Annotated in this window: 22 protein-coding genes; 5 read left to right on the top strand and 17 right to left on the bottom strand. The window is 70.9% G+C overall.

Annotated elements, in window-relative coordinates; all coding sequences use genetic code 11:
- Positions 1–22 precede the first annotated feature (22 nt).
- The 5 genes from AC068D_RS12765 to AC068D_RS12745 form a co-directional block, all read right to left on the bottom strand.
- The gene (locus tag AC068D_RS12765) at positions 23–787 is read right to left on the bottom strand and encodes a LuxR C-terminal-related transcriptional regulator (protein ID WP_478823140.1); all 765 of its coding nucleotides are present in this window, start codon (positions 785–787) and stop codon (positions 23–25) included.
- Positions 788–1,120: 333 nt separating this feature from the next.
- On the bottom strand, positions 1,121–2,305 hold the full coding sequence (gene galK / locus AC068D_RS12760; protein ID WP_478822989.1) for a galactokinase: 1,185 nt from the start codon (positions 2,303–2,305) through the stop codon (positions 1,121–1,123).
- A complete protein-coding gene (gene galE / locus AC068D_RS12755; RefSeq protein ID WP_478822988.1) occupies positions 2,260–3,234 on the bottom strand; it encodes a UDP-glucose 4-epimerase GalE in 975 nt (324 codons plus the stop codon). The genes galK and galE overlap by 46 nt, the downstream gene beginning before the upstream one ends.
- Positions 3,231–4,274, bottom strand: coding sequence for a galactose-1-phosphate uridylyltransferase (gene galT / locus AC068D_RS12750; protein WP_478822987.1), 1,044 nt, complete (start codon positions 4,272–4,274; stop codon positions 3,231–3,233). Before galT ends, galE begins: the two co-directional genes overlap by 4 nt.
- 236 nt (positions 4,275–4,510) lie before the next feature.
- Positions 4,511–5,212, bottom strand: a complete 702-nt coding sequence (locus AC068D_RS12745; protein ID WP_478822986.1) for a helix-turn-helix transcriptional regulator — start codon at positions 5,210–5,212, stop codon at positions 4,511–4,513.
- Between the two features lie 223 nt (positions 5,213–5,435).
- On the opposite strand from AC068D_RS12745, the gene AC068D_RS12740 reads away from it, so the two are divergent.
- Entirely contained in the window at positions 5,436–5,885 is a 450-nt protein-coding gene (locus tag AC068D_RS12740; RefSeq protein ID WP_478822985.1) for a hypothetical protein, read from the top strand.
- 72 nt (positions 5,886–5,957) lie between these two features.
- Here AC068D_RS12740 and AC068D_RS12735 read toward each other — a convergent pair whose 3' ends face one another.
- The 11 genes from AC068D_RS12735 to rsmI all read right to left on the bottom strand — a co-directional run bounded on the left by AC068D_RS12735 (position 5,958) and on the right by rsmI (position 20,363).
- Positions 5,958–7,709 (bottom strand): proline-rich domain-containing protein, encoded by a 1,752-nt coding sequence (locus tag AC068D_RS12735; RefSeq protein ID WP_478822984.1) that lies wholly within the window; start codon positions 7,707–7,709, stop codon positions 5,958–5,960.
- Between the two features lie 64 nt (positions 7,710–7,773).
- Positions 7,774–9,276 carry an outer membrane protein assembly factor BamB family protein gene (locus AC068D_RS12730; RefSeq protein WP_478822983.1) on the bottom strand — a complete coding sequence of 501 codons (1,503 nt, stop codon included), beginning with the start codon at positions 9,274–9,276 and terminating at the stop codon, positions 7,774–7,776.
- A gap of 153 nt (positions 9,277–9,429) precedes the next feature.
- Positions 9,430–11,268: an outer membrane protein assembly factor BamB family protein gene (locus AC068D_RS12725; RefSeq protein ID WP_478822982.1), complete on the bottom strand. Its 1,839-nt coding sequence runs from the start codon at positions 11,266–11,268 to the stop codon at positions 9,430–9,432.
- 244 nt (positions 11,269–11,512) lie between these two features.
- On the bottom strand, positions 11,513–13,321 hold the full coding sequence (locus AC068D_RS12720) for an ABC-F family ATP-binding cassette domain-containing protein (RefSeq protein ID WP_478822981.1): 1,809 nt from the start codon (positions 13,319–13,321) through the stop codon (positions 11,513–11,515).
- Between the two features lie 86 nt (positions 13,322–13,407).
- Positions 13,408–14,721, bottom strand: coding sequence for an acyltransferase family protein (locus tag AC068D_RS12715; RefSeq protein WP_478822980.1), 1,314 nt, complete (start codon positions 14,719–14,721; stop codon positions 13,408–13,410).
- Positions 14,722–14,831: 110 nt separating this feature from the next.
- Positions 14,832–15,746, bottom strand: a complete 915-nt coding sequence (locus AC068D_RS12710; protein ID WP_478822979.1) for a 4-(cytidine 5'-diphospho)-2-C-methyl-D-erythritol kinase — start codon at positions 15,744–15,746, stop codon at positions 14,832–14,834.
- On the bottom strand, positions 15,743–16,639 hold the full coding sequence (gene rsmA, locus AC068D_RS12705) for a 16S rRNA (adenine(1518)-N(6)/adenine(1519)-N(6))-dimethyltransferase RsmA (RefSeq protein ID WP_478822978.1): 897 nt from the start codon (positions 16,637–16,639) through the stop codon (positions 15,743–15,745). Before rsmA ends, AC068D_RS12710 begins: the two co-directional genes overlap by 4 nt.
- Positions 16,636–17,838: a ubiquitin-like domain-containing protein gene (locus tag AC068D_RS12700; protein WP_478822977.1), complete on the bottom strand. Its 1,203-nt coding sequence runs from the start codon at positions 17,836–17,838 to the stop codon at positions 16,636–16,638. The genes rsmA and AC068D_RS12700 overlap by 4 nt, the downstream gene beginning before the upstream one ends.
- Positions 17,839–17,949: 111 nt before the next feature.
- Positions 17,950–18,849, bottom strand: a complete 900-nt coding sequence (locus AC068D_RS12695) for a TatD family hydrolase (RefSeq protein WP_478822976.1) — start codon at positions 18,847–18,849, stop codon at positions 17,950–17,952.
- A gap of 46 nt (positions 18,850–18,895) precedes the next feature.
- Complete coding sequence (locus tag AC068D_RS12690) at positions 18,896–19,336, bottom strand: hypothetical protein (RefSeq protein WP_478822975.1); 441 nt, start codon at positions 19,334–19,336, stop codon at positions 18,896–18,898.
- Positions 19,337–19,478: 142 nt separating this feature from the next.
- Positions 19,479–20,363: a 16S rRNA (cytidine(1402)-2'-O)-methyltransferase gene (gene rsmI / locus AC068D_RS12685; RefSeq protein WP_478822974.1), complete on the bottom strand. Its 885-nt coding sequence runs from the start codon at positions 20,361–20,363 to the stop codon at positions 19,479–19,481.
- Positions 20,364–20,459: 96 nt separating this feature from the next.
- On the opposite strand from rsmI, the gene AC068D_RS12680 reads away from it, so the two are divergent.
- Positions 20,460–22,181: a dolichyl-phosphate-mannose--protein mannosyltransferase gene (locus AC068D_RS12680; protein WP_478822973.1), complete on the top strand. Its 1,722-nt coding sequence runs from the start codon at positions 20,460–20,462 to the stop codon at positions 22,179–22,181.
- Between the two features lie 328 nt (positions 22,182–22,509).
- Here AC068D_RS12680 and AC068D_RS12675 read toward each other — a convergent pair whose 3' ends face one another.
- Positions 22,510–23,058 (bottom strand): hypothetical protein, encoded by a 549-nt coding sequence (locus AC068D_RS12675; protein ID WP_478822972.1) that lies wholly within the window; start codon positions 23,056–23,058, stop codon positions 22,510–22,512.
- Between the two features lie 381 nt (positions 23,059–23,439).
- On the opposite strand from AC068D_RS12675, the gene AC068D_RS12670 reads away from it, so the two are divergent.
- The 3 genes from AC068D_RS12670 to AC068D_RS12660 are packed head-to-tail and all read left to right on the top strand — an operon-like array spanning position 23,440 to position 26,458.
- On the top strand, positions 23,440–25,065 hold the full coding sequence (locus AC068D_RS12670) for a penicillin-binding transpeptidase domain-containing protein (RefSeq protein ID WP_478822971.1): 1,626 nt from the start codon (positions 23,440–23,442) through the stop codon (positions 25,063–25,065).
- 56 nt (positions 25,066–25,121) lie between these two features.
- On the top strand, positions 25,122–25,610 hold the full coding sequence (locus tag AC068D_RS12665) for a YbaK/EbsC family protein (protein WP_478822970.1): 489 nt from the start codon (positions 25,122–25,124) through the stop codon (positions 25,608–25,610).
- Entirely contained in the window at positions 25,607–26,458 is an 852-nt protein-coding gene (locus tag AC068D_RS12660) for an EamA family transporter (RefSeq protein WP_478822969.1), read from the top strand. Before AC068D_RS12665 ends, AC068D_RS12660 begins: the two co-directional genes overlap by 4 nt.
- The last annotated feature ends 39 nt before the right edge of the window (positions 26,459–26,497 follow it).

Genomic DNA, 26,497 nt, shown 5'->3' with positions numbered 1-26,497 from the left:
GGTCCCGCCCGGTGCCCTGCTGCTACCCGGCGCTGCCCACTGCCGGCAGGTCCAGCTCGGCGGGGCCGACCCCGGCCCGGCGCGCCAGCGCCACCGCCGCGAGGGTGGAGTGCACGCCCAACTTCCCCAGCACGTTCTGCATATGGGTGCGGACCGTGTGCGGAGAGAGGAAGAGACGCTCCGCGACCGCCTTGCGGCCGAGGCCCGCCACCATGCAGCGCAACACCTCGCGCTCGCGCGGGGTGAGGGACTCGACGAGCCGCTCGCTCTCGGTACGGTGCTTGCGCGCGGCGGTCAGCTCCCGCAGTACGCCGGTGAGCAGCGCCGGCGGCAGATGCGTCTCCTCGCGGAGGACTCCGCGGATCACCGTGAGCAGCCGCTGCAGAGAACAGTCCTTGGCCACCCAGCCCGAGGCCCCCGCCTGGAGCGCGAGCGCGGCCCTACGAGGGTCGTCCTTCTCCGCCAGCACCACCGAGCGGACCGCCGGCCTGGCCGAACGGACCGCCGCCACCAGGGAGATGCCGTCGACGAAGCCGCCCTCCCCGTTGTCGGGGACGGCGCGCGCGACCACCGGGGCGGCCGGCGCGGGGGCCACACCCAGGTCGGCGTCGACCAGCATCACATCGAATCTGCGGCCGTCCGCCGCCGCGCGCTCCAGACAGCGCAGCGCGGCCGGGCCGCTGCCTGCCGCGGCCACGTCGACGTCCGGCTCCGCCGCGAGAGCCGCGGCGAGAGACTCGGCGAAGATCCGGTGGTCATCGACCACAAGGACCCGGATACGAACCACAGACACCCCCAACTGCGCTTTCCGGCGGACTCCGAATAGCGCGGGTACGGCGCGCGGGAACAAAGTCGTACGCAGTCCCACGGCCGCCGCCGTGCCCTTGACTGCTACCCCGCCCCCGGGCGACGTACCCGACCGTCTCGCCCCCTGACCGGCACCGGCCCCCACCGGTGCTGTGCATCAGAGTAGGGCCGGGTGCCGGGAGGGGAAGGGCATTTGCAGAACTGGTCGGCCAGGGTGTTTGGCGTGTGCCTGATGTTCTGAACTGAGACGGAAGTTGACAGAGATCGATCCGATTCCCGGTCGGACGGTCGACTGCACACCCGCTCCTTCCCCTCACGCGATGCGGCGCGCACCGCCCGAGGGGACCGCGCGGAGGATCCTCGGCGCGCCGTGTCCCGCCGCCGCGAAGGCGTCCTCGACCGCCTCGGTCACCGCTTCGGTCGTGTCCTGCTCGACCAGGACGACCGCCGAACCGCCGAAACCGCCGCCGGTCATCCGCGCACCGAGCGCGCCGGCCGCGTTCGCCGTGGCGACCGCCAGGTCCAGCTCCTCGCAGGAGACGCGCAGATCGTCCCGGAGCGAGGCATGCCCTTCCGTGAGGACCGGACCGACGGCACGGAGGTCACCAGCGTCGAGGAGCGCGACCGTCCGCTCCACGCGGTGGTTGTCGGTCACGACATGACGGACGTACCGGCGAGTCGTTTCGTCGCCCAAACGCGCGAGGGCGTCGGGCAATTGTGCGTACGGGACCTCGCGCAGCGTGCGTACACCGAGCGCCCGCGCACCGTTCTCGCACCCGGCGCGCCGCTGCGCGTACGCGCCGTCCCCGAGCGTGTGCCGGACACGGGTGTCGACCACCAGGAGGCACAGGCCCTTTGCCCCCGGATCGAAGGGGACCTGACGAGCGGTGAGGTCACGGGTGTCGAGGAAGAGGGCGTGGCCCTCGATGCAGCAGGCCGACGCCATCTGGTCCATGACCCCGCACGGAACGCCCACGAACGCGTTCTCCGCGCGCTGCGCGAGCAGCGCCAGCCGCTCCCGCCCCAGACCGAGTCCATGGAGATCGTTCAGGGCGACCGCGACGACGACCTCCAGTGCCGCCGACGAGGAGAGCCCCGCGCCGGCGGGCAGGGTGGCCGCGAGATGGATGTCCGCCCCGGTGACCTGGTGCCCGGCCTCCCGCAGTGCCCGGAGCACGCCGGCCGGGTACGCGGCCCAGGCCGAGTCGGGGTGGGGTGCCGGTCGGTCGGCCGCCAGTTCCACGACGCCCTGCTCCAGATCGGCCGAGTGGACGCGCAGTACTCCGTCGGAGCGCCGCGCCACCGCCGCGACGACGGTGTGCGGAAGGGCGAGTGGCAGCACGAAGCCGTCGTTGAAGTCGGTGTACTCACCGATCAGATTGACCCTGCCGGGCGCGGCCCACACACCTTCGGGGGCGTACCCGTAGAGCTCCCTGAACCGGCCGGCGACGCTCACCCCGGCGTCGCCCTCTGCCGCCTCTCGCGCGCGAACTCCCACGCGTCCGCGACGATGCCCGCGAGGTCCGCCCGGGAGGGGCTCCAGTCCAGCAGCTCGTGCGCGGTGGCGGCGGAGGCGACCAGCACGGCCGGGTCACCGGCGCGGCGGCCCGCGGACACCTCGGGGACGGCGTGGCCCGTCACCTTGCGCACGGTCTCGATGACCTCACGGACCGAGAAGCCGTTGCCGTTGCCCAGGTTGCAGATCAGATGCTCGCCCGGGGTGATCCTGTCCATGGCGAGCAGATGTGCCTCGGCCAGGTCGGCGACATGGATGTAGTCACGCACACAGGTGCCGTCGGGGGTCGGGTAGTCGTCGCCGTAGACCGAGATCGACTCCCGCGCACCGAGTACGACCTGGAGGACGAGCGGAATGAGGTGCGACTCGGGGTCATGACGCTCGCCGCAGCTGCCGTAGGCGCCGGCCACGTTGAAGTAGCGCAGCGACGCCGCGGCCAGCCCGTGCGCGGTGCACTCCCCGCCGATCATGTGGTCGACGGCCAGTTTGGACGCACCGTACGGGCTGGTCGGGGCCGTCGGTGCGGCCTCGGTGACCGGCGTGCGGAGCGGCTCCCCGTAGGTGGCGGCCGTGGACGAGAAGACCAGCTTGCGCACTCCTGCGGAGCGCATCGCGGCAAGCAGCGCGGTGGTCCCGCCGACGTTGTTCAGCCAGTACTTCTCCGGGTTCACGACCGACTCGCCGACCTGCGAGAACGCGGCGAAGTGGAGCACGCCGTCGTACGAGGGGCCGAGCCAGCGGGCGGCGTCCTGGACGCGGCCCTCGATGAACAAGGCACCGTCCGGCACTGCCTCGCGAAAGCCCGTGGAGAGGTCGTCGAGCACGGTCACCTCGTGCCCCGCCTCCAGCAGATGAGCGGCCACGACACTGCCGACATAGCCGGCACCACCCGTCACCAGGTACTTGCTCATGTGCTCGCTACCTCTCGCAGTCGCTGGGCCGCCGCCTCGGGCCGCACATCGTTGGTGAACACGCTCATGCCGGACTCGGAACCGGCGAGGAACTTCAGCTTTCCGGAAGTGCGGCGGACGGTGAAAAGCTCGAGGTGCAGTGCGAAATCACCTCGCTGTCCGTCACCGAACGGCGCCTGGTGCCAGGCGGCGATGTACGGCGTCGGCAGCGCGTCCGCACCGAAGATCCGGTCGAAGCGCCTCAAGAGTTCCAGATAGACCTGTGGGAACTCTGTGCGCGCCGCGCCGTCGAGCCCCAGCAGATCCGGCACCCTGCGCCGCGGATAGAGATGGACCTCGTACGGCCAGCGCGCCGCGTACGGGACGAACGCCACCCAGTGCGCACCTTCCAGAACCACCCGGACGGAGTCGGCGAGCTCCCGCTCGACGGTGTCGTCGAAGAGATTGCGGCCTGTGGCGGCGAGGTGTCCGGCGACCGACCGCTGCATGAGGGCGGTACGGGGGGTGACGAAGGGATACGCATAGATCTGCCCGTGCGGATGAGCCAGCGTCACGCCGATCTCCGCGCCCCGGTTCTCGAAGCAGTACACCTGTCTGACCTGCGGGAGCCCGGAGAGTTCCGCGGTGCGGTCGGTCAGGACGTCCAGGACGAGGGCCGTCCGCTCCTCGGTGAGAGCGGCGAACGAGGCGTGGTGGTCGGGGGTGAAGCAGACGACTTCGCAGCGGCCGGAGTCCCCGGCGAGTGAGGGGAAGCGGTTCTCGAACACGACGACGTCGTAGTCGCTGTCGGGGATCTCGCTGAGCCAGCCGTCCCGGGACGGACAGAGGGGGCACTCGCCGACGGGCGGGTGGTAGGTACGGCCCTGGCGGTGGGAGGCGACGGCGACCGCGTCGCCGAGCAGTGGGTCGTGGCGGATCTCGGCGGTGGTGGCCACGGTGTCGAGCGGCCGCCGGTCGACGGCTTCCCTGACGGTGTCGTCACGGCGGTCGTAGTAGAGCAGCTCCCGGCCGTCGGCGAGCCTGGTCGCCGTCTTCTTCACACCGGCTCTCCTCCCATGGACACAAGCAAACAGAAGCCCACACAAAGAAGCACGACCGAACAGATCACGTCAATGGGCATGCCGCGGCAGCCGAGTTCGCCCGATGTACGGGCCGGACGGCCGGCCGGTGCGTGCGGTCCAGGGCGTCCGGTCAGTGCGCACAGTTCGGGCCGGCAGGCCGGTCAGTGCGCTCAGCCTGGGCCGGCCGGCCGGTGCGTGCGGTCCAGGGCGGCCGGTCAGTGCCCTTCGGGAGGTTCGGCCGCACCCTGGCGGGGCACCGGCGCGCGGTCCAGCAGTCCCGTGCGGGCCGCCAGCGCGGCGGCCTCCAGACGGGAGCCCACGCCCAGTTTCATGAGCACACGCTGGACATGCGTACGGGCCGTACTGGGGGCTATGCCCATGCCCGACGCGATCTGCCGGGTGTCCTCACCCTCCGCCACCCGGACCAGCACCTCCACCTCCCGCGGCGTGAGCATCTGGAGCAGCCGCTGGCCCTCGTCGTCCGGCTGGGCAGCCGGATTGAGCAGCTCGGTGAAGGCGCCCTGGAGCAACTGGGGCGCCACCGCCGCCTCGCCCGAACGGGCCTTCATCATGGCCCGCTCGACGCCTTCGATCCGCTCGTCGTGGCGTACGTAGCCGGACGCACCGGCCGCGAACGCCGCCGCGATCCCGCGCGGCGACGGAACGGGGCCCAGCACGATCACCGCCATCTGCGGGCGCTCCCGCTTGATCCGCACGATCGGCTCGAAGACCCCTGGCTCCGCCGGTGTCGCCGTTCCCAGCAGGCACACCTCCGGTGCCCTGGAGACGACGAGTTCGGCCGCCCCCGCCGTCGGCGCCGCCGCCGCGAGCACACGGTGCCCGCGCAGCTTCAGCGCCGACGCGAGTGCCTCGGCGAGCAGTCGGTGATCGTCGACCACCACGAGCCGCACACCCATCGAGCAACTCCCCCCATAACCCCTGGAGTCGGCCCCCCGGCCCCCCAGCCCTACTGACCCGGCAAGCTACACGCTTGTTCGACGTTGCGCGCCCCTTACGTGCCAGAAGCCCCCCAGAATGCCTAATGCGGGCAGATCCGCGGTGAGTTGACGCCTAATCGAATACTCCCGAAGAGCGGGTAAAGTGCCGATCCTGCGTACGAACACATATCAGGGAGAAGTCTTGCGTTTCAGGAAGAGCCTGGTCGCCACGGCCGCAGCGCTGGCAGCCGTGGTCACCCCGCTCATGGCGAGCCCCGCCGCCGCGGCCTCGAACAGGACCGAGGAAACCGTCTCGGCATCCGCCTACTGGGGCAACGTGGTTCTGGGCTGGAGGCTCAACCCGTACCGGCTCGACCCGGTGCAGATCCACGTCAAGGACAAGGCCACGGACGGCTACGCCATTGGCGTCCGCCTCGTCACGGACGGCGCAGCGGGCAGGATCACCTGGAAGATGCGCACCATCCCCAGCGGGCAGGACGAGGCCGGCTGGGTGACGTACGCCCAGCCCGGCGGCTGGATCAAGAGCGCCTGGTTCGAGGTCTGCAAGATCAAGGCCAGCAACAACGTCATCCAGAGCTGCCACGCCTCGAAGGTGATGAACGCGCCGTTCGACGACTCGTCGATCTCATAGCGGGGCGGCACGAAGAGCGATGACGGGGCGCGGTACCGCACGGATCCACGGGCGGTACCGCGCCCCGGCACATCAGCCGGTGGTGTAGGAGACGAACAGATAGTCCTTGCGGCTGGCGTCGTCGCTGTACGGCTTGCTGATGAGCGTCTCGGCCAGGAACAGCCGGCCGTTTCCGTACAGGACCTCCGCGTCGTCCACCGAGAAGCTGGTCTCCGCGTCGCGGATGCTCTCCTCGCCCGGGTTCTCCATGAGCACGGTCTGCTTCATCGTCCGTGAGTCGATGCTGACGATCCGTCCGCCCCTGTCGTACGGCGGCCACTTGTAGGCGATGATGTCGGAGCCGTCCATGCGCAGCGGGAACAGCGTGTACCGGTCGCCCGCATCGGCCTTGTCCGCCGTCGCCTTCCCGGTGGTGAGGTCGAACGAGACGATCTCGTTGGTGTCGCCGTACTCGCCGGTGCCCTCGTGCTCCTCGGTGGGCAGGTACAGCCGGCCGTTGCCGACGACCGCCAGATGGCACGACTCGACCTCGGTGGAGCGGCACTCCGCACCGTACCGATCGGCGTCCGCCGCGATCTTCACCTTCAGCTTGCCGGTCTTCTCGTCGATGGAGAAGTAGTCCGAGATACCGCTGCCGTCACCCGCGGTGTCACCGACGTCGGCGGCGACGACCAGCGGCTTGGTGGACACGATGCTCGCGTACTCGACACCGGCGGGCATCTTGTACGTGGACAGGGGCGCGCCCGTCTTCGGGTTCAGGTTCTGGATGAGCAGGTACCGGTTGTCGTAGTCGCCGCACTTGCGCACCGCCGCGAGGGCCTCGCCGCCTCCGTAGCCGGCGTCGTAGCAGGCGTTGTTGTCTGCCGTGGGCGTCCACAGGCTCTTGCCGTCGGCGAGGTTCCAGGCCGCGCCGCCCTGGAGCCCGCCGGCGGCGACGGTGCTCCCGCTGATGGTGACCTCCTGGAAGTCGACCTTCTGGTCACCGCTGTTGGCGCCCTTGGCGGATTCGCTCCACACCATCCTGCCCGCGTCGAGGTCGATGACGCCGACCTCGGAGCAGTCCTTGTGGTCGTTCTTGTTCTTGCGCTTGGAGGGCTCGAAGAGGATCGCGGTCCTGTTTCCGGCGACATGCCTGGAAGCGCCGCAGACCTGACCCTGGAGCGGGAGCGTCCACTTCACACTTCCGCTGGTCAGCTCGTAGCCGACGACCTTGAGTACGTCGGACTTGGCATAGACCGTGTCGGTGAGCCAGGAGCCCCCGACGTCCACGAGGTCCTCGACCTTGGGCTGGGGAACGTTGACCAGCGTCTTCGACTTGGGGTCGGACGGGACCTTCTCGGTCCCGCCCGCGGGCTTGTCCCCGTCGCCCTTCGTCTGCTGCGAGCCGTTCCGCGCCTGGTTGTTCGCGTCCCCGTCACCCTTGGTGGAGGCGTACCAGATGCCGGTGCCGACGATCAGGACCACCGCGACGACCGCAGCAATGATGATCTGCGCCTGGGTGCTGAGCTTCTTCCCCGGCCCGGGTGGAGGCGCATACTGCGGCTGTACGGGCTGCTGACCGGGGTAGCCGTAGCCGTTGCCGTACGGCTGCTGGCCCATGGACTGGCCCGGCGCCTGGGGATAGCCGTACCCGGCGGGCTGGCCCGGCGGGGGCGTCCCGGGATAGCCGTAACCCGGGTCCGGCGGCGGAGTGGGCGCGCCGAACCCGCCGGGGGGAGGGTCCTGCGGTGCGCCGAAGCCGCCCTGCGGTGGCTGCTGGGGCTGGTTCGGCGGCTGGTTCGGCGGCTGCTGGGGCTGGTTCGGCGGCTGTGGTGGCTGTGTCATGCGTGGGTACCTCTGCAGGGAAGGGAGTCGGGGGGCCGGGTCCGGGGCGTGCACCCGGGCGGGATCACTCGCCGATGGCCATCATCGTCGGACTCTCCTTCTCCTTCTCGTCGTCCATGCCGGTGATGCTGTGGTTCACGAGAATGAAGCGGCCGTTCTCGTACACCGTCCTGGGGCTGGAGAACCGCCACTCGGTGTCGGCGGTCCGCAGCGGGAACCGGAGCAGGTCGCGCGGCCGGGTACCGCCCGGCGCCACGGAGGCCACCGCACCCGACGCCTTCTCGTCCAGGGTCGCCCTGGTGTGGACGATCAGGTTCTTCCCCTCCATGCGCAGGGGCATGATCGTGTGCCTGCCGGGGGCCTTGATGCGCCGCACCTCGGTACCGGTGTCCAGGTTGAAGGCGACGATCTCGTTGCCCTTGCGCAGGCTCGCCTCGGCAGTGGCCATGTAGAGGGTGTTGCCGTCCACGACCACCTGACAGGACTGCAGATTGCCTTCGTCGGACAGCGCGTCGGCGCACCCGGTGGCGTACTGGTCATTCCCCTTGAGCGAGCTGCGCTTCGTCCCGTTGTCATTGAGCACGAGCACACCGTGCCTGTTGCCCGCCTGGTCGGTGGCCGAGACGACCAGGGGCTTGACCGAGTAGACGTGGTCGACCGCGTAGCCGACGGGCAGCCGGTACTTCCACCGGGAGGCTCCGGTTGCCGGGTCGATCCCGTGGACCTCCTCCTGCGGCTTGGTGTGGTCCTTGTTCTTGAACGGGCAGGCGACGGCGGCGGCGAGTGTCGTCCCGTCACTCGCGTACGCGTACGGCTGGCAGGTGCTGTCCTTCCAGCGGCCGAACATCTGCTTGCCGTCGCTGAGCCGGTAGGCGGTCGAGTGGTCGTGCCGGCCGGCGGTGACGGTGTTCCCCGTGATGGTGATGGAGTACTCGTCGAACCAGTCGAAGTTGCCCTCCTTGACGATCTTCTGCTGCCAGCCCTGCTTGCCCGTACGGAGGTCGATCATCCGCAGCGAGCGGCACTCGTCGCCGTCCTTGCCTGGCTGCTCCTCCACGGCGATGACGATCTTCCCGTCCGGAGAGGCGTGCTGTGGGGCCCGGCAGATACCGGTGCCCAGCGGCAGGCTCCACTTGAGGGTGCCGTCGGCCACCGAATGGGCCGTGATCGTGCGGTACATGGCGGTGACGACGGTGTCCCCGACGATCCAGGGGCCGAACACATCGCCGCCCAGAGCGGGCACGTCCACATCGTTGGCGCGGTACCACTGCACCTTGGCGTCGCCGGGCTTGCGACCGGTGTTGAGGCGGGCGGCCACGGCGGCGTCGGGTGCCGAGGAACCGGGCGGTACGTCGTCCGCCTTCTGTCCTCCGCGAGCGCTCCCGGAAGGGCTCGGACTGGCCCCTGCCGCGGGCTTCTTGTCCTTCGCGGTGACGGCGGTCCTGTCGTCGTCGCCGGACAGGGCGAACCAGGTGCCGCCGCCGACCGCCAGCAGTGCGGCCAGGCCCGCGGCGAGCAGCATCGCGGGCCGGCCGGTGAGCCGCCGCCGGGCCGGAGCGGCGGGCATGGCCGGTCCGGGAGGCACGGGGCCCGGCGCCTGAGTGCCTCCGTACGGGTTCAGGCTGCCGTAGGGACCCGCCTGCGGCGCCTGGGGGCCCGGCTGGTTGTGTCCAGGCGGAGTCGGTGGATGATGGTGATGAGTCATCGGTTTCCGGGGCCTCTACTTCCCGAAGGCCATGATCGTCTTGGTCTCTTTCTCCTCGGCGTCGCTGGTCGCGGAGACCCGGCCGCTGGCGATGTAGAACCGGCCGTCCTGGTAGACCATCTTCGGCGACCAGAAGTCGCGCTCGGCCGACACGGTGGACGCGGAGTGCTGCTGGATGACCTTCGGCTTGCCGCCCGTCGGCGCCAGGGTCGCGACCGCGCCACCCTGGTCGTACGAGGGCTCCATGTAGAGGAGCACGTTCGCCCCCTCCATCCGCAGCGGCGACACGGTACGGCCTTCGGGCGCCTCGGCACGCCACTTCCGCTTGCCCGTGCCGAGGTCGAAGGCGACCACCGCGTTGGTTCGCGCCGTGCCGGATGTCTGGGCCTCGGTCGCCATGTAGAAGGTGCCGGCGTCCGCCGCGACGCCGGTGCAGCCCTCCAGCTGGGCGCCGAAGACGATGAAGGAACTACCGCAGCGGGGCTGGTACTTGTCCTTGCCGCCGTCGATCTGCGAGCGGGGCGTGCCGTTCGCGTTGAGCGCGATGACGCTCCACTTCTTGTCCTCGCGGTGGGTCAGGGAGATCACCAGCGGGTTCACCGAGTAGACCTTGTCCACCTCCCAGCCCGCCTTGACCGGGTACGTCCACCTGGCCTTGCCGGTGACCGGATCGAGCTCCTGGACCTGCTCCTGGGACTTGCCGCCGCTCGTCGGACAGGTCTCGGCGGCGATCAGCTTGGGACCGCCGGCGAACGCCTGCGGCTGGCAGTTGCCCGGCAGCTTGCCGAACAGCTCCTTGCCGTCGCTGACCCGGAACGCTTCGGCGTTGCCGGTGCGGGCCGCGGTCACGGTGCCACCGCTGATGGCCAGCGTGATGTCGGAGGTGAAGTCCCACAGTCCCTTCTTGACGATGGTCTTCTTCCAGCCGCCCTTGCCGGTGTTGGCGTCGACCATCTGCACCTGGGTGCAGTTGGCCTTGTCGCCCTCGGCGTCCTTGTAGGCGACGACCAGCTTGCCGTCGGTCGTGGTCTGCGGCGCCGCGGCGCACAGCTCGGCAGGGAAAGGAAGGGTCCACTTCTTCTTGCCGTCGGTGGCCGAGTAGCCCACGAGCTCCTTGTACATGCCCTTGACGACGGTGTCGCCGACGACCCACGGACCGTGCACCTCTGCGCCGTTGCGCGGCAGGTCGACGTCGTTCTTGGCGAGCCACAGGACCTTCGCCTCGCCCGGCTTGCGCCCGGCGTTGAGGTCTTCCTCACCGTTGTCGCCGTCACCGCCGCCGTCACCGCTGCCGTCGCCCTGGTCCACGGACTCCGAACCGGTCGGCTGGGGGCCCGTGCTCTGCTTGGCCCTGGGCTTCGTGTCGTCGTCACCGCCGCTCAGCGCGAACCAGGTGCCGCCGCCGACGACCACCAGGAGGGCGGCCACGGCCGCGCCGATGACGACACCGGGCTTGCCCTTGAAGGGGTTTCCGCCGCCCGCGCCGGGAGGCGGCGGGACGGGGGCGCCGGGGTACTGCGGCTGGTTGGGGTAGCCGTAACCGCCCTGGGGGCTGCCGTAGGGGCCGGGCTGCTGGCCGTACGGACCCGGCTGCTGGCCGTACGGGCCGGGCTGGTTGTACGGGCCGGGCTGTTGGCCGTACGGGCCGGGCTGGTTGTACGGGCCGGGCTGCCCCGGCGCCTGCTGCGGGTAGCCGTAACCGGGCTGCGGGGCCGCCGGAGGGGCCTGGGGCGGGACCGGCGGCATCTGGGGCGGCTGCCCCGGTGCCTGGGGGACCTGGTTCTGCTGGTCCGGCGAAGGCCCTTCGTGGCCCTGGCCTCCCTGCGGCGGTTGCTGGCTGGGCGGCTGAGTCATGTCAGCGCTCCCCCCTTCGTGCGGTCCACAGCCCGACCGGCCTCCCCCGCGATTCCTCAGGGCATTTGCCGTAAGGAAAGGAGCGAATCGGACGTGGATGGCGCAACGTTACGTCATTCGAGCGGGCCTTCTTTGTATCACTCGGGTGACGCCAAAAGCCGGGCCGGTCCGCCCCTGTACCCAAGGGAGGACCGGCCCGTGATGCCGCCGTTACCGGCTCTGTACACCTTCTCCGCGCGCCCGTTCAGGCGTCCTCGGCGAGCTCCAGCCAGCGCATCTCCAACCCTTCGCGCTCATCTGCGAGTTCACGCAGCTCCGCGTCGAGTTTCGCCACCTTCTCGAAGTCGGTGGCGTTTTCGGCGATTTGCGAGTGCAGCTTGCTCTCCTTGTCGGAGACCTTGTCCAACTGACGCTCGATCTTCTGGAGTTCCTTCTTCGCTGCGCGTACGTCAGCGGCGGATTTCTCCGGAGCCGCGGATTTGGCGGGCGCCGCGGACGGCGAAGGAGCCGCGGCCTCGATCATCTTCTGCCGGCGCTCGAGGTATTCGTCGATACCGCGTGGCAGCATCCGCAGCGCGCCATCGCCGAGCAGCGCGAACACCCGGTCCGTCGTCCGCTCGACGAAGAAACGGTCGTGGGAGATGACGATCATCGACCCCGGCCAGCCGTCGAGCAGGTCCTCGAGCTGGGTGAGTGTCTCGATGTCCAGGTCGTTGGTGGGCTCGTCGAGGAAGAGCACGTTCGGCTCGTCCATGAGAAGCCGCAGCAGCTGGAGCCGGCGCCGCTCACCGCCCGAGAGATCGCCGACCGGCGTCCACTGCTTCTCCTTCGAGAAGCCGAACTGCTCGCAGAGCTGCCCCGCCGTCATCTCCCGGCCCTTGCCGAGGTCGACACGGTCGCGCACCTGCTGGACGGCCTCCAGCACCCGCAGGGCCGGGTCGAGTTCGGCAACCTCCTGGGAGAGATAGGCCAGCTTCACGGTCCTGCCGGTGGCGATCCGACCAGAGCTCGGTTGCTTCTCGCCGTCGCTGCGGGCCGCCTCGGCCATGGCGCGCAGCAGCGAGGTCTTGCCCGCACCGTTCACCCCCACGAGACCGATCCGGTCGCCGGGGCCGAGCTGCCACGTCAGATGCTTGAGCAGCACCTTCGGTCCCGCCTGGACGGTCACGTTCTCCAGGTCGAACACGGTCTTGCCGAGCCGGGACGAGGCGAACTTCATCAGCTCGGACGTGTCGCGCGGCGGCGGCACGTCCTTGATCAGCTCATTGGCGGCCTCGACGCGGAAGCGCGGCTTCGACGTGCGGGCGGGGGCACCCCGCCGCAGCCATGCCAGCTCCTTGCGGACGAGGTTCTGCCGCTTGGTCTCCTCGGTCGCGGCGATGCGCTCGCGCTCGGCGCGCGCGAAGACATAGTCCGAGTAGCCGCCCTCGTACTCGTAGACCGTGCCGCGCTGGACGTCCCACATACGGGTGCAGACCTGATCGAGGAACCAGCGGTCGTGCGTGACACAGACGAGGGCCGAGCGGCGCGCCGGGAGATGGCGGGCGAGCCAGGCGATGCCCTCCACGTCGAGGTGGTTCGTGGGCTCGTCGAGGACGATCAGGTCCTGGTCCGCGATGAGCAGCTTGGCGAGCGCGATCCGGCGTCGCTCACCACCGGAGAGCGGGGCGATGACGGTGTCGAGGCCCTGCGGAAAGCCGGGCAGGTCCAGACCGCCGAACAGCCCGGTGAGCACATCGCGGATCTTGGCGTTGCCCGCCCACTCGTGGTCGGCGAGGTCACCGATGACCTCGTGCCGGATGGTGGCGCCGGGGTCGAGCGAGTCGTGCTGGGTGAGCACCCCGATGTGCAGCCCGCCGCTGTGGGTGACGCGCCCGGTGTCGGCCTCCTCCAGCTTGGCGAGCATCCGGATGAGAGTGGTCTTGCCGTCCCCGTTGCGCCCGACGACTCCGATGCGGTCCCCCTCGGACACGCCGAGGGACACGCCGTCGAGCAGGGCACGGGTGCCGTACACCTTGCTGACTGCCTCGACATTGACCAGGTTGACGGCCATCAACGCTCCATATGAGGGGATCGAACGAGTTCCCAGCCTAGTCGTCGGCGGAGGCGGCCCCGTCCGCGCGGTCCCGGCGGCCCCCGTCAGACGGTCCGGCCGCGCCGGCCGGCCCCCTCCACCAGGAGCCAGCCTCCGAGGGTCATCGCCACGGCGGCCGGGGCGGTGACGGGGAACGCGACGAGTGTGGCCGAGTGCCCCTCCAGGAGCCCGCCGAAGCCGACCGTCGAAAGACCGAGCACCCCGAACAGACAGAGAGTGATCCCGAGCGCCGCGAGCGGGCCCGAACCGGGGGTGGAGGGCATCGGCGAGGGCCGCTCGACACGGCGGAAGGCGGCGACGAGGGCAGCAGTGACCGCCACCGCGGCGGCGATCCGCAGCGGCATGTGGGCCCACCAGGCCGCCGAAGCCGGTGCGGGCAGCGGAACCCCCGCGGCAAGGAGGGCGCCGTAGACCCCGAGCAGGGCGGTGAGGTGCCACAGGAAGGCGGTCATGGCGATGCCGTTGGCGGCGACGACCGTGCGCCACACCCTCGGCCGGGCCACGAACCGCGCCCCGGGTCCCCGCAGCAGTTCGACCGCTCCGACGAGCCACAGGCCGTGGCAGAGGAGGGCGAAGGTGGGCGGGGCCATGTTCGACACCTTCTCGCCCGGCATGCCGACCATGGAGAGCGGATACGGGCCGACGGCCACGAGTGCGGCAGCTCCGGCCAGACCGCCCAGGGCGAGCACGGACGGCGACCGCAGCCGGCCGTCCGCCCGCAGGAAGCCCAGCTGGTGCACGGCGAGCCAGACGAAGCCGAAGTTCAGGAACTCCACGAAGGGGACCCCGTACGCGAATCGAAGCACGTCCACGAAGGCCGCGCCGCCCGCGAGCGCCCCGAACGCTCCCCAGCCGTACCGCTCGTGCAGCCGGAGCAGCGGCGGGGTGAAGGCCACCATCGCCAGATAGATCCCGATGAACCACAGCGGCTGGGCCACGAGCCGGAGCGACACCCCGGTCAGCCCGTCGCCCCCGCCGAGGAGCTGCACGGCCGAGGCCACGGCTCCCCAGACGCCGATGAAGACCATCGTGGGCCGCAGCAGCCGCCGCAACCGGGCGCGCAGGAACACCGCGTACACCGGTGCCCTCCGGGGCTGCCCCCGGCGCAGCGAGCGGTACGACAGCGCGTGCGAGAAGCCGCCGACGAAGAAGAACACCGGCATGATCTGCAGGGCCCAGGTGAGGATCTGCAACTCCGGAACTACGGCGAGCAGATTGCCCACACCGTCGGCCGTGACGGCGGCCATCAGCCAGTGGCCGAGCACCACCGTCCCCAGCGACGCGACCCGCAGCAGATCGACATAGCGGTCCCGGGTGTCCGGGGTGGCCTCGGCGAGCTCACGAACACTTGATCCCATACGGCTACGTTGGCGCCGGGGACCCCCGGGGCGTCAGCGCCCCCGTACTCAACTCCGGTATGAGTATCCGGTGCTCCGTGAACGAGTGGATGCGACGGGAGAGTCCCCCGTCACAGCGCTTCTTCACGGCGCCGGAGCAGTGTCGCACCCCGGGCCGGGGACGAGGCGACGCGCGCGGCACGGCAGGTGCCGGAGGCGAGCAGGGCATCGGCGATCTGCTGCGCCGCCGTCTCGTCCTTCGCAAGGAAGGCCGTGGTCGGCCCCGAGCCGGAGACCAGTCCGGCGAGTGCCCCCGCCTGTGTACCGGCCGTCAGCGTGTCCGCGAGGGACGGGCGCAGGGAGAGCGCTGCGGACTGCAGATCGTTGACCAGCGCACCGGCCAGGGCGACCGCGTCCCCGCTGCGCAGGGCGTCGAGCAGCGTCGACGACGCGACCGGGGCGGGCACGTCCACGCCCTCGTGCAGCCGGTCGAACTCCCGGTACACGGCGGGCGTCGACAGCCCCCCGTCGGCGACGGCGAACACCCAGCGGAAGGCACCGCCGACCGGCAGGCCGGTGAGCCGCTCCCCCCGGCCGGTGCCCAGTGCCGCACCTCCGACCAGGCTGAACGGCACATCGCTGCCGAGCTCGGCGCAGATGTCGAGGAGTTCCGGTGTCGGCGAGTCCAGCCGCCACAGCGCGTCGCAGGCAAGCAGCGCACCCGCGCCGTCGGCGCTGCCGCCCGCCATACCGCCGGCGACGGGGATGTCCTTGGCGATGTGGATGTGGACGGCCGGGTCGATGCCGTGCCGGGCGGCGAGCAGTTCGGCGGCACGGGCGGCGAGGTTGGTCCGGTCCAGTGGGACCTGGTCCGCGTCCGGGCCCGAGCAGCTGACGGTCAGCGACTCGGCGGGGGTGACGGTGACCTCGTCGTACAGCCCGACGGCGAGGAAGACGTTGGCCAGGTCGTGGTACCCGTCGTCCCGGACGCCGCCGACGGCCAGCTGGACGTTGACCTTGGCAGGTACCCGTACGGTGACGCTCACTTGCCCGAATCCCCCTCGTGCTCCGACGCGTACGCGGTCCTGTGCTCGGCGATACGCGCGAATTCCTCCACCGTCAGCGACTCGCCCCTCGCCTGGGGTGAGATCCCGGCCGCGACGAGCGCGGCCTCGGCGGCGGCCGGGGAACCCGCCCAGCCGGCGAGCGCGGCACGCAGGGTCTTGCGGCGCTGGGCGAAGGCCGCGTCCACGGCGGCGAAGACCTCGGTTCTGGAGGCCGTGGTGCTGACCGGCTCGGTGCGGCGCACCAGCGACACGAGCCCCGAGTCGACGTTCGGCGCGGGCCAGAAGACATTGCGGCCGATGGCGCCGGCCCGCTTGACCTCCGCGTACCAGTTGGCCTTGACGGACGGGACTCCGTAGACCTTGTTGCCGGGCCGGGCGGCGAGCCGGTCGGCGACCTCCGACTGCACCATCACGAGGGTGCGCTCGATGGTCGGGAACCGCTCCAGCATGTGCAGCAGCACCGGCACGGCCACGTTGTACGGAAGGTTCGCGACGAGCGCGGTAGGTGCCGGGCCGGGCAGCTCCCGGACCTGCATGGCATCGGAGTGGACGAGCGCGAAGCGGTCCTTCCTCCCCGGCATGCGGGCCGCGATCGTCGCGGGCAGCGCGGCCGCGAGCACATCGTCGATCTCGACGGCCGTGACCCGGTCCGCGACTTCGAGCAGCGCGAGGGTGAGCGAGCCGAGTCCGGGCCCGATCTCCACCACGACGTCGTCGGGGCGCACCTCGGCGGTGCGGACGATCCGGCGGACCGTGTTGGCGTCGATGACGAAGTTCTGGCCGCGCTGCTTGGTGGGGCGTACGCCAAGCGCTGCGGCCAGTTCACGGATGTCGGCGGGGCCGAGGAGGGCATCGGGATCGGTGGTGCTCACCGGTACAGCCTACGGCCGCAGTGCGGCCACGGATTCGCCCCCCGCTGCCCGTAGAGCTTCTTCGCCCGGTACGTCTGTTCCCAGACCGGCGCGTCCTGGGGCCTGCCCTTGCCGCCGAGCGAGCGCCAGGTGCCACGGTCGAACTGGTAGAGCCCGCCGTAGGTGCCCGAAGGGTCGACGGCATCGGGCCTGCCGCCCGATTCGCATGCGGCGAGCGCCTTCCAGTCGAGTCCGGCCGTGCCGGCGGCGGAATCCGGGCGTCGCGCCCCGGTGCCGACCTTGATCCGCCGGGCCACGGACGCGAGCACGACCTCCTCGGAGATCCTCTCCGGTCTGCGGCTGACCCCGTCGACTTTGCGCAGCACGTAGGTGACGCGGCGCACGCCCTCCCTTCCCTGCTGTGTCACGACCTCGGTGCCGGCGCGCAGGTCCGGGTCCGCGGTCCTCACGGTGCGGTACGGGACCGGCTCCTCGCGGACCTCGCGGCTGCTGCTGATCCGTGTGACCGTGACGGCCTGGCCGTCACGAGGGAAGCTGCCGGGCGGCACGGAGACGGTGTCCTGGCCGTTCAGGGTGACGCCGGCTTCCTCGACGGCCCGGCGCACGGTCGCCGCGTTCGTACGGACCGTACGCCCACGGCCGTCGGCGATGACGGTGACGGTCCGCTCGGTGCGTACGTCCAGTGCGAGGCCCTTGCGGGAGATGGGCATGGAGCGGGACGCGGACAGGAAGGCGCCGTCGGCCCGCACCCCGAGCTGGCGCAGGGCGTCCTCGACCGTGCGGGCGGTGGTCCACACCTGGCGGCGGTGGCCGTCCAGGGTGAGAGTGAGGGGCCGTCCGTAGCGGACGACGACCTCGTCGCCGTCGGCAAGCGCGGTGCCGCCGGCAGGGGCGACGATGGCGTGCGCATCCACGGCGAGACCCTCGTCGGCAAGCAGCTCGTCCACGTCGTCGGCAAAGGTGTGCAGGATGCGGGGCACCCCGTCCACACTGAGCCGGACCTCCTTGTCGGCGACGACGAAGAGTGCGGTGCCGCCGGCCAGGAAGGCCACGACGAGCGCCTGCGGGACGATACGGCGCAGGCCTTCGGCGGAACCGGACACGAACGACCGGCCCGTTCCGCGGCAGCGGGCAGCACTGCGCTCCTCGGCGCGGCCCCCGTCCGGTGCGGCACGATGACCGCCCTGCGAAGTGCTCACGAGGCCGGGACCCTAGCGGAGCCCCGTCACTCTCCAAAGCACCCCGGTCACCCGGTGTCGCCGTGCGCGGGCGGTCCGCTCCATGGCCTCGGAGGCCCCGGGACCTGCTGCTCAGTAGCCGAACGCACGCGCCGTGTTCGCCGCGATCGCCTCCGCCATGGTGTCTTCGTCGATCCCCCGCACGGCGGCCATCGCGCGGACCGTGACCGGGATGAGATAGGGCGCGTTGGGGCGGCCGCGGTAGGGCGCGGGCGTCAGAAAGGGCGCATCCGTCTCGACGAGAACGAGTTCCAGCGGGGCGGCCGCGAGCGCGTCGCGCAGCGGCTGGGCGTTCTTGAAGGTCACATTGCCGGCGAACGACATGAAGTAACCGGCGTCCGCGCAGATCCGGGCCATTTCCGCGTCGCCGGAATAGCAGTGGAACACGGTCCGGTCGGGGGCGCCCTCCTCGGCAAGAATGCGGAGCACATCGTCATGCGCGTCCCGGTCGTGAATGACGAGTGCCTTGCCGTGTCGTTTGGCGATCTCGATGTGCGCGCGGAAGGAGGCTTCCTGGGCGGCGACTCCCTCAGGTCCGGTGCGGAAGAAGTCGAGCCCCGTCTCCCCTACCGCCCTCACCTGCTCGAGGCCGGCCAGCCGGTCGATCTCGGCGAGCGCGTCGTCGAGGGCGGCTTCACCGCCCGCCTCCCTCGCCCTCTGCCGTGCCCGGCCTCCCCCGGCCCCGGAGGGCTGGGACCCGGGGTCGCCGTGCACGATGCGCGGGGCCTCGTTCGGGTGCAGTGCCACGGCGGCGTGCACGTTCTCGTACGCGGCCGCCGTCTCCGCGGCCCAGCGGGAGCCCTTGACGTCACAGCCCACCTGGACGACGACCGTCACACCGACCGAGGCGGCCTTCGCGAGGCCCTCCTCGACGGTTCCGCTCTGCATGTCCAGGTGGGTGTGCGAGTCCGCGACCGGCACACGCAGTGGTACCGGCGGCGGTGGAGGGGTGGCGTCGGACTGGGGGCTCATGACTGCGATCCTAGGCGGCGCTGCCGGACGGCCCCCATCCGCCTTACTACGGTTGCTTCCCCCGGTCCGAGGAGCGGAACAGACCTGACAGGCGCCTGCGCCGTGCCGGCCGCGGGGCGTCGGCCTCGGGGGCTGTCGCGGGCTCCGGCGTCTCCGGCGTCCTCCCGGCGGACGAGTACGTCGCCGGGACGGGCCCCGCGATACCCGGTGCGACGGGATAGTGGTAATGCGCGTTGAGCGGGTTCACCACCGACGAGACCTGACCCGCCCGCATGATGCGCACCGTGTGCCCACCGCAGTTCAGGCACGTCGGCCGGCTCAGCGGCGACGGAACGCGTGTTCCGTCGGCCTTGTAGACGACGAAGTCGTGCCCCGAGGCGTCAGCGTGGTGCTCTATCTCGTATGCCTGCTCCCAGCCGTATCCGCAGCGCATACAGGCGAAGGCATAGGCTTCGTGCGCGATACGGATACCCGTGATCTCGCTCATGTGAGCTCCTCTCCACCGAACCAGTGGACGCCCTTTTCGGCGGGAGCGCATCAGCGCCTGTCGATTGATGGGAGGAAATTTGGCCTTCCCATGCCCGAAAGGCCCGTCACACGGTCTGGGCTTTGCCTTTCAGGTTAGTCCTTTACCGTTGGCCGGGCTGCCGCTCCGCATTCTTCGCCGCGACCACGGCGTCGAACACCTCCCGCTTGGGCAGCCCCGCCTCCACGGCCACCGCCGCAATGGCCTCCTTGCGGCGCTCCCCCGCCTCCTCGCGCACCCGCACCCTGCGCACCAGCTCGTCCGCGTCCAGCTCGGCGGGGCCGGCGGCCGGGGCGCCCTCCACGACGACGGTGATCTCGCCGCGTACGCCCTCGGCCGCCCACGCGGCCAGTTCGCCGAGGCCGCCCCGCTTCACTTCCTCGTAGGTCTTCGTCAACTCGCGGCAGACGGCGGCCCTGCGGTCCGGGCCGAACACCTCGGCCATGGCGGCCAGGGTGTCGTCGAGGCGGTGCGGCGCCTCGAAGTAGACGAGGGTGCGCCGCTCGTCCGCGACCTCGCGCAGCCGGCCGAGCCGTTCGCCCGCCTTGCGCGGCAGGAACCCCTCGAAGCAGAAACGGTCCACGGGCAGCCCGGACAGCGCCAGTGCGGTCAGCACGGCGGACGGGCCCGGCACGGCAGTGACCCTGATGTCCTTCTCGACGGCGGCGGCGACGAGGCGGTAGCCGGGGTCGGAGACGGACGGCATTCCGGCGTCGGTCACGAGCAGCACCCTGGCGCCGCCCTCCAGCGCCTCGACCAGCTCGGGGGTGCGGGACGCCTCGTTGCCCTCGAAGTACGAGACGACCCGGCCACTCGTGTGCACCCCGAGCGCCTGGGTGAGCCGGCGCAGTCGCCGGGTGTCCTCCGCCGCGACCACATCGGCGGTCTCCAGCTCCGCCGCCAGCCGCGGCGGTGCGTCCGCCACATCGCCGATGGGCGTCCCTGCGAGTACGAGCATTCCAGTCACCGATCCAGTCACGGGAGCCATCCTCGCAGGGCGGAACCCTTCCGATGCACGACGTACCGGCCCCTCGTGCGCAGGCGCGTTCCGTACGACGGCGTGCGCGTTCCCTACGATGGCGCGGTGACCAGTACTGCCCCACAGGCCCTGCACGGGACGGACGCCGTGGAACAGACGCCCACCTGGCAGCAGCGCATGCGCAGATTCGGCCATGTGCCGCTGCCCGTTCCCGGGCTGCGCGAACGCCTCGTGCCGCCGTACACCCGTCCGTCCACGCGGCTCTGGTCGCTGCTCGGTGTGCCGCCGACGGCTGTGCTGCCCCTGGAGCGCGCGGTGGCGTGGGGCGGGCCGCTGCTGGTGGCCCTGGTGGCGGGGGTGCTGCGCTTCTGGCACCTGGGCAGCCCCAAGGCGGTGATATTCGACGAGACGTACTACGCGAAGGACGCCTGGGCACTGATCAACCAGGGGTACGAGGGCTCCTGGCCGAAGGAGATCGACAAGTCGATTCTGGCGAATCCGGACGCGGTCGCCGTCCCGGTGGAGCCGGGCTATGTGGTGCACCCGCCGGTCGGCAAATGGGTCATCGGGATCGGCGAGCAGCTGTTCGGCTTCACGCCGTTCGGCTGGCGGTTCATGGTGGCCGTGCTCGGCACGCTGTCGGTGCTGATGCTCTGCCGGATCGGGCGGCGGCTGTTCCGCTCGACGTTCCTCGGCTGCCTCGCCGGCGCGCTGCTGGCCGTGGACGGTCTGCACTTCGTGATGAGCCGCACCGCCCTGCTCGACCAGGTGCTCATGTTCTTCGTGCTGGCCGCGTTCGGCTGTCTGCTCATCGACCGCGACTGGGCGCGCCGACGGCTCTCCGCCGCGCTGCCTGTGGACGACGAAGGCGTGCTGCGGCCGGACGCCGGTATCGCCGAGAACCTCCGGCTGGGGTGGCGGCCGTGGCGGATCACGGCCGGACTGATGCTGGGCCTGGCGTTCGCGACCAAGTGGAACGGCCTCTACATCCTGGCCGCCTTCGGCCTGATGACGGTGGTGTGGGACGCGGGCGCCCGGCGCACGGCCGGTGCGGTACAGCCGTACCGGGCGGTCCTGCGGCGCGACATCCTGCCGGCGTTCGTCTCGACGGTGCCGGTCGCGATCGTCACGTACGTCGCCTCGTGGACGGGCTGGATCGTCACGGACAAGGGGTACTTCCGCGACTGGGCCACGCGGGAGTCGCCCGGCGGGAGCTGGACCTGGCTGCCCGACTGGCTGCGCAGCCTCTGGCACTACGAGACCGAGGTCTACAACTTCCACGTCAATCTGACGTCCGGTCACACCTACCAGTCCAATCCCTGGAGCTGGATCGTCCTGGGCCGCCCGGTCTCGTACTTCTACGAGGACCCGGCCGCCGGCCAGGACGGCTGCCCGGCCACGGCGGTGGACAAGTGCGCCCGCGAGGTCCTGGCGATCGGCACGCCCCTGCTGTGGTGGGCGGCCTGCTTCGCACTCGCCTACGTCCTGTGGCGCTGGGCGTTCCGCCGCGACTGGCGGGCGGGCGCGATCCTCTGCGGGGTCGCAGCGGGCTGGCTGCCCTGGTTCTTCTACCAGGAACGCACGATCTTCCTCTTCTACGCGGTCGTCTTCGTGCCGTTCCTCTGTCTCGCGGTCGCGATGATGATCGGCGCGATCGTCGGCCCACCGGGCTCGGACGAACGGCGCAGGACGATCGGCGCGGTGGGTGCGGGCGTGCTGGTCCTGCTGATCATCTGGAACTTCATCTACTTCTGGCCGATCTACACGGGCGACGCGATCCCGATGGACGAGTGGCGCAACAGGATGTGGTTCGACACCTGGGTGTAGCCGGCACGATGACGGGCCCGGCATGTGGTTGTGCCGGGCCCGCCGTGATCGTTGATGGGCGTCTCTGGTCGTCCTGGGCCGTCGCTTGACGGCCCACAGACGGCCCACGGACCGCCCGGGAAGGATCCACGGGGCGCGCCCCTCACGCCTCTGGCCAGGGAGGGCCCTGGGTCAAGCTGCGTCCCGCTCATGCGCGTGGCCGCCCCGCCACCGGCGGGTCCTACGGGACCTGCCGCGCCGTCCGCACCCGCCGGAACGGCGTTCCGGGTGCGCACCGGGTTCGGAGACCCCCCAACACGCCCGCGCCGCGGGTGCTGACGGTGGGCGGTCAGCGCCTCTCCACCAGTGTCGAGTAGGCCCTCTCAAGGCCCTGGGCGTAGCCGGCCCCCAACTCGACGTAGACGTGCCCGCCGGCCGCACAGGCTTCACGCAGGGCAGTGCTCTGTTCCCTGACCCACGCGGCGATCTCCCGGTAGGTGGTGTCATCGGCTCCGTCGAGCCAGTCCGGGGCGGCCCTCAAGTGTTGGGTGGTCAGCTCCGCGTTCCCAAGGAAGACGCAGCTCAGCGGGATCCCGAGACCGGCGGCGGCGGTGGCCGCCGCCGGTGTGACGATGTCGCCCTCGACCACATAGCCGTCCAGGGGATCGGAGTCGTCGAGGCTCTCCGCGGTGGCACGGACGAACTCAAGGAGGAAGGGCTGCGCCCGTACGGCCTTGTCCGCGTGCGTGCCGTGGCGCACGCCGTGCTGGGGCGCGGCGCGCTGCAGCATCGAGACCAGAGCGTCGGTGGGACATCCCGGGATGCCGTCCCGTTCCAGCAGCATCCATGCGAGGGTGCTCTTGCCCACCCGTGGCGGGCCGCCTATCAGGTAGATCACGTGCAGACCGTACCCCGGGCGGCAGTTCGGGGATCTCGCGGTGGCACAGTCGTGGGCGACGCGATCCCGATGGAGGCGTGGCGCAACAGGTGTGGTCCGACTCCCGGGTGCAGCAGGCATGACGGTGGGCCCGGCACCGGCACCCGGGAGTGCCGGGGCGACGTCCGGAGGCCGCCCCGGTCCGGGCGGCCGCGATGCCCGCCGTCGAGGACGCCGCAGGACGGGATCCTATGGGGTCTAGACCTCTCCCATTCCGGTCCGGTAACGGGCGTCTCCGCAGTCACCGCTGCCACTTATCGTGAGCACGTCCACTTGAACGCGTTCATGCTCAGGCCCGGGGACCGTGCAGGGACCCGGCACACAGGGGGAGGGACTGCAGCAATGCGCAGTGGGGCAAAGGTCGCCGTCATCGGCGGCGTGTTCATCGTGTTCGCGGGGGGAGTGACCTACGGTGCGTACAACGTACTGACGGGCGGCTCGGGAGACGGCGGCACGGACGCCACGTCCCTGTCCGCCACCGGGGAGACCGGACCCCCGAGCGCCGAGGAGATACGCACGACGGCCGAGGACTTCCTCGCCGCGTGGGCGCGCGGGGACGCCGGGGCTGCCGCGGATCTGACCAACAACGCGACCGAGGCGAAACCGGCGCTCGCCGGGTACGAGGACAGCGCGCACATCTCCGGGGTGAAGCTGACACCGGGTCAGCCGACGGGCACCAAGGTGCCGTTCAGCGTCAGCGCGGAGGTCTCCTACGAGGGGCAGCGCAAGCCCCTGACGTACGAGTCCGAACTCACCGTCGTGCGTGGGCTGACGACCGGCAGGCCGCTCGTCGACTGGAGGCCGGCAGTCCTCCATCCGCAGCTGGGCAAGGGTGATTCGCTGCGGACGGGCCCCTCCTCCACGCCGCCGGTCAAGGCGGTCGATCGCAAGGGCGAGGAGCTGACGAAGGAGAAGTACCCGTCGCTCGGGCCGGTCCTGGACGAACTGCGGAAGAAGTACGGCGACAAGGCGGGCGGCAAGCCTGGTGTGGAGCTCGTCGCCGAGAGCGGCACGGGCGGACCCGACAAGGTGCTCCTCGCGCTCTCCGAAGGGGAGCCGGGCGAGCTGCCGACGACGCTCGACGCCGACGTACAGGCCGCCGCCGAGAAGGCGGTGATGAAGTTCGGCGCTTCGTCGGTCGTCGCGGTCAAGGCGAGCACGGGTGAAGTGCGGGCCGTCGCCAACAACCGGGAGGGGCGCTGGAATGCCGCGTTCCTGGGCAAGCAGGCACCCGGCTCGACGATGAAGATCGTGACCTCCGCGTTGCTGCTGGAGAAGGGCCTGGTGGCGGCCGACCGCACGGTCGAGTGCCCGGAGTACGCCACGTACTACGGACGGACCTTCAACAACCTCAAGCACTTCACGATCGACGGCGGGTCCTTCGCGCAGAGCTTCGCGCGCTCCTGCAACACCGCCTTCATCAAGCTGATCGACGACACGAAGGACGACGCCGGGCTGGCGAAGGAGGCCCGGGACGTCTTCGGCATCGGACTCGACTGGCAGACCGGCATTCCGTCCGTCGACGGGAGCGTGCCGGAGGAGACGGGCGGCGAGGCGGCCGCGCAGTACATCGGGCAGGGCACCGTCCAGATGAACGCCCTCAACATGGCGTCCATCACCGCCACCGCCAGGAGCGGCACGTTCAAGCAGCCCATCATCGTGCCGCTGGACCTCGACGGCCGTGAGCGGGCCACCGCGTCGCGCAGCCTGCCCGGCTCCGTCGCCCAGCAGCTGCGCGACATGATGCGGCGTACGGCGACGAGCGGCACCGGTGCCGGCGCGATGGCGTCGGTCGGCGGGGACAAGGGGGCGAAGACCGGCTCGGCGGAGGTCGACGGGAACGCCACGTCCAACAGCTGGTTCACCGGATTCGCCGACGACCTGGCAGCCGCCGCGGTCGTGGACTCGGGCGGGCACGGCGGCGACGCCGCCGGCCCCCTGGTGGCGGCGGTGCTGAACGCACGCTGAGCGAGGGACCGAAACGGTGTCGCATGGCCCGTACAACCAACGCTAGCGTGCGGGCCATGAGCTCATCCGAATCGCTTGCCCACCCCCGCTTCGCCGAGGCTCTGCGAGAGCTGGGTCTGCAGGTCGAGGTACGCCGCTTCCCGGACGCGGCGCGCACCGCCGCACAGGCGGCCACCGCCATCGGCTGCGACGTCGGCGAGATCGTCAAGTCGCTGGTCTTCGAGGCGGACCGGGTGCCGGTGGTGGTGCTGATGGACGGTTCGTCGCGGGTGGACATGGAACTGCTGCGCCGCGAGCTGGGGGCGTCGTCGGTCAGGCGCGCGGACGCGAACCTGGTGCGGGAGACCACGGGCTACGCGATCGGGGGTGTGCCGCCGTTCGGACACCGGACGAAGACCCGGGTGGTGGCCGACCGGGGCCTGCTGGAGCATGACGTCGTCTGGGCGGCGGCCGGGGACCCGCACACGGTGTTCCCGCTCGCCCCCGGGTCCCTGATCGCCCACGCCGGGGCCACGGTCGCGGACGTACGCGAGCGCACCGCATGACCCTGCTCGTCGCCGCGGCGGTGCTCCTGGCCGCCGTCACGCACGCCGGCTGGAACGCGCTCGCCCACACCATCAAGGACCAGCTCGTCGCCTTCACGCTCATCGGGGGCGGCGCGGCGGTGATCGGCGCGGTGACCGCCTTCCTCACCCCGCTGCCGCACGCCGCGGCATGGCCCTACCTCATCGCTTCCGCGCTGCTGCACGTCGGCTACCAGGTGCTGCTGATGCGGTCGTTCACCCTGGGCGACTTCGGCCAGATGTATCCGATCGCCCGGGGCACGGCGCCGCTCGTGGTGACCGTGCTGGCCGCGGTCTTCGTCGGCGAGAGCCTGGGCCCCTGGCAGCTGGCGGGTGTAGCGGTCGCCTCCGCGGGCCTCGTCGGCGTCGCTCTCTGGGGCTTCCGCGGCACCGACACGCGGCCCCATTGGCCGGCCCTGCTGGCCGCCCTCGCAACCGGCCTGTCGATCGCCTCGTACACGGTCGTCGACGGCGTGGGGGTCCGCGCATCCGGCACCCCCATCGGCTACATCGCCTGGCTGATGATCCTGGAGGGGCTGCTGATCCCGGCCTACGCCCTCCACCGCTACCGCGGCTCCCTTCTCGCCCGGCTGCGCCCGCACGCCGCTCGCGGCCTCCTCGGTGCGGTCCTCTCCCTCGCGGCGTACGGCCTGGTCCTGTGGGCCCAGACGCGCGCGCCGCTCGCCCCGATCGCGGCCCTGCGCGAATCGAGCATCATCGTGGGCGCGGCGATAGGCGCGCTCTTCTTCAAGGAACGCTTCGGCGGACCGCGCATCGCCGCCGCGGGGCTGATGGTGGTCGGCATCGGTCTGATGCTGAGGGCGGGCTGACGATGGCGGCTGGTCGTGCCGTGGTGCGAGCGACGGGTG

The organism is Streptomyces sp. NPDC043861 (assembly GCF_056435905.1).
This window is presented reverse-complemented; position numbering and strand designations above follow the sequence as displayed.

Coding starts and splice junctions, on each gene's coding strand:
- galE (WP_478822988.1), bottom strand. CDS start 3,234: ATGAGCAAGTACCTGGTGACGGGTGGTGCCGGCTATGTCGGCAGTGTC.
- AC068D_RS12745 (WP_478822986.1), bottom strand. CDS start 5,212: ATGGGTGTGCGGCTCGTGGTGGTCGACGATCACCGACTGCTCGCCGAG.
- AC068D_RS12735 (WP_478822984.1), bottom strand. CDS start 7,709: ATGACACAGCCACCACAGCCGCCGAACCAGCCCCAGCAGCCGCCGAAC.
- AC068D_RS12730 (WP_478822983.1), bottom strand. CDS start 9,276: ATGCCCGCCGCTCCGGCCCGGCGGCGGCTCACCGGCCGGCCCGCGATG.
- AC068D_RS12725 (WP_478822982.1), bottom strand. CDS start 11,268: ATGACTCAGCCGCCCAGCCAGCAACCGCCGCAGGGAGGCCAGGGCCAC.
- AC068D_RS12720 (WP_478822981.1), bottom strand. CDS start 13,321: ATGGCCGTCAACCTGGTCAATGTCGAGGCAGTCAGCAAGGTGTACGGC.
- AC068D_RS12715 (WP_478822980.1), bottom strand. CDS start 14,721: ATGGGATCAAGTGTTCGTGAGCTCGCCGAGGCCACCCCGGACACCCGG.
- AC068D_RS12695 (WP_478822976.1), bottom strand. CDS start 18,849: ATGAGCCCCCAGTCCGACGCCACCCCTCCACCGCCGCCGGTACCACTG.
- AC068D_RS12690 (WP_478822975.1), bottom strand. CDS start 19,336: ATGAGCGAGATCACGGGTATCCGTATCGCGCACGAAGCCTATGCCTTC.
- rsmI (WP_478822974.1), bottom strand. CDS start 20,363: ATGGCTCCCGTGACTGGATCGGTGACTGGAATGCTCGTACTCGCAGGG.
- AC068D_RS12670 (WP_478822971.1), top strand. CDS start 23,440: ATGCGCAGTGGGGCAAAGGTCGCCGTCATCGGCGGCGTGTTCATCGTG.
- AC068D_RS12665 (WP_478822970.1), top strand. CDS start 25,122: ATGAGCTCATCCGAATCGCTTGCCCACCCCCGCTTCGCCGAGGCTCTG.
- AC068D_RS12660 (WP_478822969.1), top strand. CDS start 25,607: ATGACCCTGCTCGTCGCCGCGGCGGTGCTCCTGGCCGCCGTCACGCAC.